This is a genomic window from Pseudomonas sp. RIT409 (genome assembly GCF_003052515.2).
Taxonomy (GTDB): Bacteria; Pseudomonadota; Gammaproteobacteria; order Pseudomonadales; family Pseudomonadaceae; genus Aquipseudomonas.
Genome location: NZ_QARE02000001.1, coordinates 475,147 through 486,827, shown reverse-complemented (window position 1 = coordinate 486,827; position 11,681 = coordinate 475,147). Strand labels below are relative to the sequence as shown.

General features: G+C 63.2%; 8 protein-coding genes. 5 read left to right on the top strand and 3 right to left on the bottom strand.

All coding sequences use genetic code 11. The features are described from left to right. Positions 1–101: 101 nt before the first annotated feature. The 5 genes from ptsP (at position 102) to DBP26_RS02145 (ending at position 8,484) form a co-directional block, all read left to right on the top strand. Positions 102–2,963 (top strand): phosphoenolpyruvate--protein phosphotransferase, encoded by a 2,862-nt coding sequence (gene ptsP / locus DBP26_RS02165; protein WP_108235960.1) that lies wholly within the window; start codon positions 102–104, stop codon positions 2,961–2,963. Then, on the top strand, positions 2,963–3,904 hold the full coding sequence (pfkB, locus tag DBP26_RS02160) for a 1-phosphofructokinase (RefSeq protein ID WP_108235959.1): 942 nt from the start codon (positions 2,963–2,965) through the stop codon (positions 3,902–3,904). The genes ptsP and pfkB overlap by 1 nt, the downstream gene beginning before the upstream one ends. 13 nt (positions 3,905–3,917) lie before the next feature. After that, positions 3,918–5,654 carry a PTS fructose-like transporter subunit IIB gene (locus tag DBP26_RS02155; protein ID WP_108235958.1) on the top strand — a complete coding sequence of 579 codons (1,737 nt, stop codon included), beginning with the start codon at positions 3,918–3,920 and terminating at the stop codon, positions 5,652–5,654. A gap of 107 nt (positions 5,655–5,761) precedes the next feature. Further along, positions 5,762–7,321 carry an alkaline phosphatase D family protein gene (locus tag DBP26_RS02150; protein WP_108235957.1) on the top strand — a complete coding sequence of 520 codons (1,560 nt, stop codon included), beginning with the start codon at positions 5,762–5,764 and terminating at the stop codon, positions 7,319–7,321. Between the two features lie 221 nt (positions 7,322–7,542). Then, positions 7,543–8,484, top strand: coding sequence for an AEC family transporter (locus DBP26_RS02145; RefSeq protein ID WP_108235956.1), 942 nt, complete (start codon positions 7,543–7,545; stop codon positions 8,482–8,484). A gap of 108 nt (positions 8,485–8,592) precedes the next feature. On the opposite strand, the gene DBP26_RS02140 is transcribed toward DBP26_RS02145, so the two are convergent. The 3 genes from DBP26_RS02140 to gatB form a co-directional block, all read right to left on the bottom strand. After that, positions 8,593–9,660: a calcium/sodium antiporter gene (locus DBP26_RS02140; protein WP_108235955.1), complete on the bottom strand. Its 1,068-nt coding sequence runs from the start codon at positions 9,658–9,660 to the stop codon at positions 8,593–8,595. Between the two features lie 51 nt (positions 9,661–9,711). Next, a complete protein-coding gene (locus tag DBP26_RS02135; RefSeq protein WP_108235954.1) occupies positions 9,712–10,086 on the bottom strand; it encodes a septal ring lytic transglycosylase RlpA family protein in 375 nt (124 codons plus the stop codon). Between the two features lie 145 nt (positions 10,087–10,231). Continuing rightward, positions 10,232–11,677 (bottom strand): Asp-tRNA(Asn)/Glu-tRNA(Gln) amidotransferase subunit GatB, encoded by a 1,446-nt coding sequence (gatB, locus tag DBP26_RS02130; RefSeq protein ID WP_108235953.1) that lies wholly within the window; start codon positions 11,675–11,677, stop codon positions 10,232–10,234. Positions 11,678–11,681 lie beyond the last annotated feature (4 nt).

Sequence of the window (11,681 nt, the reverse complement as noted above, 5' to 3'; positions counted from 1 at the left end):
TAGATGAAACGATTCAGCAAGACAATTTTTTGCGCTAAATCAGCAAAACCGTTGGTCTACAACAAGAATCTGGCGCACCGTGCGCCGCACAGGAGAAAGCGATGCTCGAGCTGACCGTTGAGCAAATTTCCATGGGCCAGTCGGCTGCGGACAAACCTGCCGCGTTGCAATTGCTCGCTGATCTGCTGGTCGCCGACGGCCTGGTGGCGCCCGGTTACCTGAATGGCCTGCAGGCACGTGAGCAGCAAGGTTCGACCTTTCTGGGGCAAGGCATCGCCATCCCCCATGGCACCCCGCAGACCCGCGATCAGGTGTTTGCCACAGGCGTGCGCTTGATGCAGTTTCCGGAGGGCGTGGATTGGGGCGAAGGGCAAATCGTGTACTTGGCCATCGGGATCGCCGCCAAATCCGATGAGCACTTGCGCCTGCTGCAGTTGCTCACGCGTGCGTTGGGTGAAACCGACCTCGGCGAGGCGCTGCGTCAGGCAAAAAATCCAGAAGCGCTGCTCAAGCTGCTGCAAGGTGCGCCGCAGGAATTGGCCTTGGACGCGCAGATGATCAGCCTCGGTGCATCGGTCGATGACTTCGAGGAACTGGTGTGGCGCGGTGCGCGCTTGCTGCGTCGTGCCGATTGCGTGAGCAATGGTTTCGCCGCCGTTCTGCAGCAGGTCGAGGCCCTGCCGCTGGGTGAAGGCCTGTGGTGGCTGCACAGTGAACAGATGGTCAACAAGCCCGGGCTGGCGTTCGTCACACCTGACAAACCGATGCGCCATCTTGGCCAGCCGCTCACCGGCCTTTTCTGTCTCGCCAGCCTGGGCGAATCTCACCAAGCTTTGCTTGAGCGCTTGTGCGCGCTGTTGATCGAGGGCCGTGGTCACGAGTTGGGCCAGGCCACCAGCAGCCGCGCGGTGCTTCAGGCATTGGGCGGTGATGTGCCCCCCGACTGGCCGAGCGAACGTATCGCGCTGGCCAATGCCCACGGCTTGCATGCACGCCCGGCGAAAATCCTTGCTCAGTTGGCCAAGGGTTTCGAAGGGGATGTGCGCGTGCGCGTTCTCGACAGCGCTGAAAATCCCGTGTCCGCCAAAAGCTTGAGCAAACTGTTGAGCCTGGGTGTTCGTCGTGGGCAAGTGCTGGAGTTCATCGCCGAACCGTCCATCGCTGCCGACGCACTGCCTGCGCTGATCGCGGCGGTGCAGGAGGGGCTGGGCGAAGCGGTCGAACCCTTGCCCGCCGAGCCTGTTTGCGCCCCCGTCGATGCAACCGTCGAGAAAGCGCCGAGTGCACCGCAGGCTGGGGCGCAGATTCAGGCCGTTCCGGCGTCGCCAGGGATCGCGACCGGTCCGGCCCATGTGCAACGCTTGCCGGTGATCGAATACCCGCTGCGCGGCGAGTCGCCCGGCACCGAACGCGAGCGCCTGCATGGCGCGCTGGTGCAAGTGCGTGAGGACATCGGTGGCCTCATCCAGCGCAGCAGCGCCAAGGCCATTCGGGAAATCTTCGTCACCCACCAGGAGATGCTCGACGACCCCGAGTTGGTACAGGAAGTCGAACAGCGGCTGCAGCAAGGAGAGAGCGCTGCGGCGGCCTGGGCGCAGGTGGTGGAAACAGCGGCAAGGCAACAAGAGCAACTCAACGATACGCTGCTCGCCGAGCGTGCCGCGGACCTGCGTGACGTCGGGCGACGTGTGTTGGCGCAGATCTGCGGTGTTGAGGACCTCGTTGAGCCGGAAGAACCCTACATTCTGGTGATGGACGAAGTCGGTCCGTCCGATGTCGCCCGACTCGATCCTGCCCGCGTGGCCGGCATTCTCACTGCCCGAGGCGGCGCCACGGCGCACAGCGCCATCGTTGCGCGGGCGCTGGGCATTCCAGCGCTGGTTGGCGCGGGGGATGCAGTACTGTCCATCCCGTCCGGCACCCTGTTGCTGATCGACGGCCAGCGTGGGCGTTTGGACGTCGCGCCTGACGACCAAACGCTGGAGCAAGCGTTGCGCGATCGCGACACCCGCGCGCTGCGCCTGAAAGCGGCCGCCGCTCTGCGCATGGAGCCCGCCCTGACCCAGGACGGGCATGGCGTCGAGGTGTTCGCCAATATCGGCGACAGCACCGGCACCCCCGCTGCCGTTGAGCAGGGGGCTGAAGGAATCGGCCTGTTGCGCACCGAGCTGTTGTTCATGGCGCACAGCGCCGCGCCGGATGAGGCCACGCAGGAAGCCGAGTACCGGCGTGTGCTGGACGACCTCGGCGGGCGCCCCCTCGTGGTGCGCACGCTCGACGTCGGCGGTGACAAGCCGTTGCCCTATTGGCCCATCGACAAGGAAGAAAACCCCTTCCTTGGTGTGCGAGGCATCCGCCTGACGCTGCAACGCCCACAGGTCATGGAAAGTCAGTTGCGTGCCTTGTTGCGGGCGGCCGACGACCGGCCGCTGCGCATCATGTTCCCCATGGTGGGCACGGTTGAAGAGTGGCGACAGGCCCGTGAAATGACCGAACGTCTGCGCCGGGAAATCCCGGTGGCGGATTTGCAGCTGGGGATCATGATCGAAGTGCCATCGGCGGCGTTGCTGGCGCCGGTATTGGCCAAAGAGGTCGATTTCTTCAGCGTCGGCACCAACGACCTGACGCAATACACCCTGGCCATCGACCGTGGTCATCCGACGTTGTCGGCCCAGGCCGATGGCCTGCACCCCGCGGTGCTGCAACTGATCGACATCACGGTGCGCGCGGCCCACGCCCATGGCAAATGGGTGGGGGTGTGCGGTGAGCTGGCGGCCGATCCGCGGGCAGTGCCCGTGCTAGTGGGGTTGGGTGTGGACGAGCTGAGTGTGGCAGCGCGCAGTGTGGGCGAGGTCAAGGCTTGCGTCCGTGAATTGAACGTGGTCGGTGCTCGACAACTGGCGCAAAGCGCGCTGGCGCTGGCGAGCGCTGCTGAGGTACGTGCCCTCGTGGAGGGGCTGTGATGGCGAAAATTCTGACATTGACCATGAACCCTGCGCTGGACCTGACCGTCCAGTTGGGGCCTTTGCAGGTCGGCCAGGTCAACCGCAGCGAGTGCATGCTCAGTCATGCCGCTGGCAAGGGCCTCAACGTCGCCCAAGTGCTGGCGGACCTGGGGCACGAGTTGACCGTGGCCGGTTTTCTGGGTGTCGATAATCAACAGCCCTTCGAAGCGCTGTTTGCCCGGCGGGGGTTTGTCGATGAGTTCGTCCGCGTGCCTGGCGAGACCCGCAGCAACATCAAACTGGCCGAACGCAGTGGCCGCATCACCGACTTGAACGGGCCAGGCCCTCAGGTCGATGTGCAGGCACAGCAGGCGCTGGCCGCGCGGGTCGAGCAGCTTGCCGGGGGCTTCGATGCGGTAGTGGTGGCGGGCAGCCTGCCTCGCGGGGTGGATCCGCAATGGCTGAAGACGCTGCTGTTGGCCCTGACCCGCAAAGGGCTGAAGGTTGCGCTGGATACCAGTGGAGCGGCCCTGCGCGCCGGGCTCGAGGCCTCGCCATGGCTGATCAAGCCCAACACCGAAGAACTGGCCGATGCGCTGGACGCACCGATCATTTCCATCGAGGCCCAGGCCGAGGTGGCGGCGGCGCTGCACCAGCGTGGTATCGAACATGTGGTCATTTCCCAAGGCTCGGAAGGTGTGCATTGGTTCAGTGCCGATGTCGCGCTGCAGGCGCTGCCGCCCAAGGTTTCCGTGGCGAGCACGGTGGGGGCGGGAGATTCACTGTTAGCGGGTATGGTGCATGGTCTGCTCAGCGGTCATGCGCCTGAGCAGGTGCTTCGCACCGCGACCGCGATCGCGGCAATGGCGGTGACCCAGATCGGGTTCGGCATCAACGATGCGACGCAACTCAAGCGGCTCCAGGCCGGCGTGGATGTCCGCGCCATGAACCGACAATAAGAGAGGAAGTGTGATGAAGTTAGCGATTGTCACGGCCTGTCCGAACGGCAAGATCAGCAGCGTCCTCAGTGCCCGCCTGCTCGACGCGGCGGCACAGCGTCAGGGCTGGATCACCCAGGTCGAAGTGCATGACCCGCGTCACCCCGAAAAGCAACTGTCCGCCGCTGACATCGAGAGCGCTGACTGGGTGCTGGTGGTCAACACTGGGCCCTTGAGCCTCGACCGTTTCAACGGCAAGCGCCTGTATCAATCCACCCCGTCGCAGGCGCTTCAGGATGTCGACCAATTCCTGCGCTCGGCCCGCGAGCTGGCGCAGGTGCATGTTGCCAGCGAGCACGACAACGCCGTGGTCGATCCCGGCAAGACACCGCGTCTGGTTGCGGTGACCGCCTGCCCGACCGGTGTGGCCCATACGTTCATGGCCGCCGAGGCGATTCAGCAGGCGGCCAAGAAGCTTGGCTACGAGCTGCAGGTGGAGACGCAAGGCTCGGTGGGCGCCCGTAACCCGCTCAGCGCCCAGGCGATTGCCGAGGCGGATGTGGTGTTGCTGGCTGCGGACATCGAAGTGGCCACGGAGCGTTTCGCCGGCAAGCGCATCTATCGCTGCGGCACCGGGGTTGCGCTGAAACACGCCGAGGCCACCTTGAACAAAGCGTTGGCCGAGGGCGAAATCGAATCCTCTGCGGCTGCCTCCAAGTCCCCGGCGAAGAAAGAGAGAACCGGCGTTTACAAACATTTGCTCACCGGTGTTTCGTTCATGTTGCCGATGGTGGTGGCAGGCGGCTTGCTGATCGCGCTGTCGTTCGTGTTCGGCATCACCGCTTACAAGGAGCAGGGCACGCTGGCCGCTGCGCTGATGCAAATCGGTGGCGACGCCGCGTTCAAATTGATGGTGCCATTGCTGGCGGGCTACATCGCTTACTCTATCGCTGACCGTCCGGGCCTCGCGCCGGGGATGATCGGCGGCTTGCTCGCCAGCACGCTGGGCGCCGGGTTCATTGGCGGCATCATCGCGGGGTTCCTGGCGGGGTACGCCGCTGCCGCGATCAACCGTTACGCGAAACTGCCGGCCAGCCTCGAAGCGCTCAAGCCCATTCTCATCATTCCTTTGCTGGCCAGCCTGTTCACCGGGCTGGTGATGATCTATGTGGTCGGCAAGCCGGTGGCGGGCATGCTCGAGGGGCTCACCCGGTTCCTCGACAGCATGGGCACCACCAACGCGATCCTCTTGGGCGTATTGCTGGGCGCCATGATGTGTGTCGACCTGGGCGGCCCGATCAACAAGGCTTCCTATGCGTTTTCCGTGGGACTGCTTGCGTCCCAGAGCTACGCGCCGATGGCCGCTGCAATGGCCGCAGGGATGGTGCCGCCGATCGGCATGGGCATCGCCGCCTTGATCGCCCACCGCAAATTCGCTCAGAGCGAGCGCGAGGCGGGGAAGGCGGCATTCGTGCTGGGGCTGTGCTTCATCTCCGAAGGTGCGATCCCGTTCGCCGCCAAGGACCCGCTGCGGGTCATCCCCGCCAGCGTCGTCGGAGGGGCGTTGACCGGAGCCCTGTCCATGTTGTTCGGCTGCAAGCTCATGGCGCCCCATGGTGGACTGTTCGTGCTCCTGATACCGAATGCGATCAACCATGCGCTGCTGTACCTGCTGGCCATCGTCGCCGGCAGTCTGGTGACAGGCGTGTTGTATGCCGTGCTCAAGCGGCCTGAAGTCGTCGAGCTGGACGCCGTGCCTGCGGGCACTTGAGCGGGTCGGTATTCTCTTGCGCAAAGGTTCCGGGCGGTAGGCTGTCACAAACCTCCAACATTGCCTTGTTAGGTTTCCCTCTTTGCCACTTACGAGAGGGGACAAACATGACTCGGTTCGACCTTACCCGCCGTCGCATCATTCAGGCTGCCGGAGCCGGTTTGCTCATGCCAGGCCTGGCACCGGCGGTCATCGCCTCAGTCAAGGACCGTCCGAAGATGACCGATGGCGTGCAATCCGGCGACCTGCTGGGCGACCGCGCGATGGTCTGGAGCCGCTGTGATCGGCCTTCGCGGATGGTCGTCGAGTGGGACACCCGCAGCCTGTTCACCCAACCCCGTCGTGCCGTTTCGCTCCTGGCCGACCAACGCACTGACTTCACCGCACGCGTCGAGCTGACCGGACTGCCTGCTGACCAGGCCATTTTCTACCGTGTGTTCTTCGAAGATGCCCAGACCGGCGTCGCCAGCGAGCCGTGGTTCGGGCACTTGCGCAGCGCGCCGCAGGCCCGTCGCGACATCCGGTTTGTCTGGAGCGGAGACACGGTAGGGCAGGGCTTCGGCATCAACCCCGAGATCGGCGGCATGCGCATCTATGAAGCCATGCGCCTGCGCTTGCCGGACTTCTTCATTCACAGCGGCGATACCATCTACGCCGATGGGCCGGTGCCCGCGCAGATCGTCACCGAAGGGGGGCGTGTCTGGCGCAACCTCACCACGGAAGCCAAAAGCAAGGTGGCCGAAACGCTCGATGAGTACCGCGGCGCGTATCGCTACAACCTGATGGACGACAACCTGCGCCGTTTCAACGCCGAGGTCCCGCAGATCTGGCAGTGGGATGACCATGAGGTGACGAACAACTGGTCGCCAAGCAAACAGCTGGATGATCGCTATAAGGTCAAGGACATCCGCTTGCTGGCCGCCCGTGGCCGTCAGGCCTTCCTGGAGTACGCGCCAATGCGCCTGCAGCAGGCGGACAACGGCGGGCGTGTCTATCGCAAGCTCGGTTACGGTCCGATGCTCGACGTGTTCGTGCTCGACATGCGCAGTTATCGTGACGGTAACGACGCTAACCTTGCCGAAAAAGCCGGGCCGACCACCGCATTTCTCGGGCGTGAGCAACTGGAATGGCTCAAGCGCGAGTTGCAGGCATCTCGCGCGCAGTGGAAGGTCATCGCGGCGGACATGCCCATCGGGCTAGGGGTGCCGGATGGCGAGATCAGCCCTGGGGTGATGCGCTGGGAGGCCATCGCCAATACGGAAGACGGTGCGCCAAAAGGGCGTGAACTGGAGGTGGCTGAGCTATTGGCGTTCATGCGCCAGCAGAAAATACGCGACACCGTCTGGCTGACGGCCGACGTTCATTACTGCGCGGCGCATCATTACCACCCTGACCACGCGGTATTCCAGGATTTCGACCCCTTCTGGGAGTTCGTCGCCGGCCCGTTGAACGCGGGCAGTTTCGGGCCCAACACGCTGGACAAGACATTCGGACCGCAGTTGGTATTCCAGAAAGCACCTCCGGCCCAAAACACTTCCCCTTTTGCGGGCTTCCAGTTTTTCGGCGAGGTGAATATCGACGGCCAGAGCGGCGAGATGACCGTGACGCTTCGAGATCTGGACGGTGTGTCAGTGTTCGAGAAGAAGCTGGCGCCCGCTCAGGTGTGAAGCCAGTCTGACCGGGTGACGCCTTGCACACTTACTCGCAGAGCACGCGTTTGGGCCTCTGAGTCCACCGCGGCGGTCGCTTTGCGAGCAGTTCCTTTCCTTGGAAGAGCCGTGGCTGAACGCTTCGGCTCGTTGTATGACCACCGCGCAATTCCCGGTAACACTTACCTTGCCACTGGCCTATCATTAGCCTCCTGACGACGGCTCCGGATTGGATGTGCATGCTGGCAATTTTCTGGGAAACCCTGAACATCACCGCGCCGGTGTTCGCCATGCTGTTCCTGGGGGTCGTGCTCAAGCGCATCGGCTGGATCAATGACAGCTTCATCCACACCGCTTCATCCCTGGTCTTCAACTGTACGATGCCTGCGCTGCTGTTTCTCGGCATCATCCACGCCGACCTGCACGCGGCGCTGAAGCCGGGCGTGCTGATCTACTTCATCGTCGCCACCCTTGCAGGGTTTGCCCTGGTCTGGTGCTGGGCGGTCTACCGCGTGCCGTTCGTAGAGCGAGGCATCTACGTGCAAGGGGCCTTTCGCGGTAACAACGGTGTCGTCGGCCTGGCGCTTGCAGCCAGCATGTACGGCGACTACGGCATCTCCCTCGGGGCGATCCTGGCCGCGTTGGTCATCCTGTTCTACAACACGTTGTCCACGGTGGTACTGGCGGTGTACAGCCCCGTCATCAAGTCGGACCCGTGGAGCGTTTGCAAAAGCGTGCTGGCCAACCCGCTGATCCTCAGCATTCTGGCGGCGACACCGTTCGCGTACTGGCAGATTTCGCTGCCCAAGTGGCTCGATACATCTGGCAGCTACTTGGCGCAGATGACCCTCCCGCTGGCGCTGATGTGCATCGGCGGCACGCTGTCCCTCAAGTCCCTGCGGGAAAGCGGCGGGCTGGCGATCAGCGCAAGCTTGATGAAGATGGTCTGGCTGCCGCTGGTCTGTACGCTGGGCGCCTGGTTGCTGGGCTTCCGTCATGCGGAGCTGGGCATTTTGTTTCTTTACTTCGGTGCGCCGACCGCCTCTTCCAGTTTCGTGATGGCCCGGGCCGCAGAGGGCAACCATGAACTGGCGGCCTCGATCATTGTGATGACCACGTTGGCGGCGGCAGTGACCACCAATATCGGGATATTCATCTTGCAGTGGGGCGGGTGGATCTAGTGTGAGGCCTACTGCCGTAGGAGCGCGCTTGCCCGCGATAGCGTTGTGTCATTCAACATCAATTTGTCTGACACGACGCCATCGCGGGCAAGCGCGCTCCTACAGGATTCAGTGTTGTCGCCGCCATGCTCGAGCGGTGCTGATCGCCACAGCAACTCCCAATACCGGCAACGCGTAATGAATCATCAGGCGCTCCAAACGTCCCGCCAGCGGCATCCCGGTGGTGAACGAGATGATGTGCAGGCCGTACACAGCGTAAAGTCCGAGCAGCAGCAAACCCTCCAGCCGAGTGATTCGGTAGCCCGAGTAGAACAGTGGCAGGCACAGCAGGGCCACGCCAAGCATCACCGGCAGGTCGAAATCCAGGGCATTGGGCGAAATCGACAGCGGGCCGGCTGCAATGAGGGAGGTGATGCCCAATACCCCCAATAAGTTGAACAGGTTGCTGCCGATGATGTTGCCTACGGCGATGTCCCGCTCGCCGCGCAACGCGGCGATCAGCGAGGTCATCAGCGCGGGAAGTGACGTGGCGACGGCGATGACCGTGAGCCCGATGACCCGCTCGGACAGCCCTAGATCCTGGGCCACGACCACGGCCGCGCCCACCAGCAAATGACTGCCGACCACCAGCAGAGTCAGGCCGACGCCCATCACAACCAAACGACCAAGGATGGGCCACGCCTTGCGACGCGGCACGTCGTCCGGCGCGCCGACATGCCGCGCACCGTGGGCGAACTGGCGGATGACCACCGCCAGATAGCCGGCCATGCCGATCAACAGCATCACCCCGTCCAGGGTGCTCAAGGTGCCATTCCAGGCCAGCGCGGCGACCAGCACAGTGGCGCCAATCATCAGCGGCAAGTCGACCCGCACCAGTTGCCGCGCCACCCGGAGCGGGATGATCAGCGCCGACAGGCCAAGCGTTACCAGAATATTGAAGATGTTGCTGCCAATGACGCTGCCCACCGCGATGTCCGTGCTGTCGGTCAGCGCTGCCTGCAGGCCAACGGCCATTTGTGGCGCGCTACTGCCCAAGGCAACGACGGTAAGGCCGAGAAACAGTGGACGGGTTTTCAGCAGGGCAGCGAGCGCCACGGCCGCACGCACTGAAAGCTCGGCGCCGATGATCATCATCAGCAAGCCACAGACCAGTTCGATGAGCGTGGGCAATGGCAGGGTCGAGAACGCGAGAATTGGAGGCCTCTTCTGTCGTCAGGTCATTGAAAGTCAGTCGTCCAGGGCTTGCACCCGGACTTGAGCCGTACCGCTGCGCAGCATACCTAATTGCTCGGCCGCCGCGCGGGAGACGTCAATGATCCGGTTGCGGGTGTGTGGCCCGCGATCATTGATGCGCACGATGACCTTGCGGTCGTTGTTCAGGTTGGTGACCTGCACCCGCGTGCCGAAGGGAAGCTGGCGATGGGCGGCGGTCAGGGCGTTTTGGTCGAAGCGCTCACCACTGGCCGTCCGCTGGCCTTGATGCCGCGAGCCGTAGTACGAGGCGCCTCCAGTGGCGTTGTAGCCGTGTGGATCGATGAGGCCTTCGCTGGCGCAGCCGGCCAGCAGGGAGAGCAGGGCGCAAGCGCCGAGTAGCCGCCGCATGGATTTACAATCCTCTTCCTGATCGTTCCCCCGCTCTGCGTGGGAATGCAGTCCGTGACGCTCCGCGTCACAAAAGGCGAACGCAGAGCGTTCGAATAGGTGTTCCCACGCAGAGCGTGGGAACAATCACGACAGGGGTAGACCGTCAGCCTTCCAGCTTACGCTTGAGCAGTTCGTTGACCTGCCCAGGGTTGGCCTTGCCTTTGGACGCCTTCATGGCCTGGCCCACAAAGAAGCCGAACATCTTGCCGCGCTTGGCTTCATCGGCTGCTCGGTACTGGGCGACCTGTTCGGCATTGGCAGCCAGCATTTCGTCCAGGATCGACTCGATGGCGCCGGTGTCGGTCACTTGCTTGAGGCCACGTTTCTCGATGATCTCATCAGCACTGCCTTCACCATTGGCCATGGCCTCGAAGACCATCTTCGCAATCTTGCCGGAAATGGTGTTGTCGGTGATGCGCAGCAGCATGCCGCCCAGTTGCTCGGCGCTGACGGGCGACTCATCGATCTCCACGCCCTGCTTGTTCAGCAGCGAACCCAGTTCGACCATGACCCAGTTGGCCGCCAACTTCGCGTCACCGGCGATGCTGACCACCTTCTCGAAGTAGTCCGCCTGCTCGCGGCTGGAGGCCAGCACGCTGGCGTCGTACAACGACAGGCCGAATTGCGACTGGAAGCGTTCACGTTTCTGCGGTGGCAGCTCCGGCAGGCTGGCGCGGGTCTGTTCGAGGAACGCGTCTTCGATGATCACCGGCAGCAGGTCAGGGTCGGGGAAGTAACGGTAGTCGTTGGCCTCCTCCTTGCTGCGCATCGCGCGGGTTTCGTTGGTGTTCGGGTCATACAGCCGGGTTTGCTGGATGACTTTACCGCCATCTTCGATCAGGTCGATCTGGCGCTGGATTTCACTGTTGATCGCCTTCTCGATGAAGCGGAAAGAGTTGACGTTCTTGATCTCGCAGCGGGTGCCGAATTCGACCTGGCCCTTCGGACGCACCGAGACGTTGCAGTCGCACCGCAGCGAGCCCTCGGCCATGTTGCCATCGCAGATGCCCAGGTAGCGAACCAGCGCGTGCATGGCCTTGACGTAGGCCACGGCTTCCTTGGCCGAGCGCATATCCGGCTCGGATACGATTTCCAGCAGCGGCGTGCCTGCCCGGTTCAGGTCGATACCGGTCATGCCGCTGAAGTCTTCGTGCAGGCTCTTGCCAGCATCTTCTTCCAGGTGGGCACGGGTCACGCCGATGCGCTTGATCGTGCCGTCTTCGAGGGTGATGTCCAGGTGGCCCTTGCCGACAATCGGCAGTTCCATCTGACTGATCTGATAGCCCTTGGGCAGGTCAGGGTAGAAGTAGTTCTTACGCGCGAACACGTTGTGCTGGCCGATCTCGGCATCGATCGCCAGGCCGAACTTGACCGCCATTTGCACGGCTTCCTTGTTCAGCACCGGCAGCGTGCCGGGCATGCCGAGGTCGACGAGGCTCGCCTGGGTGTTGGGTTCGGAGCCGAACGTGGTGGCGCTGCCGGAGAAAATCTTCGACTGGGTGGTGAGCTGGGTGTGAATCTCCAGCCCGATGACGACTTCCCATTGCATGGGT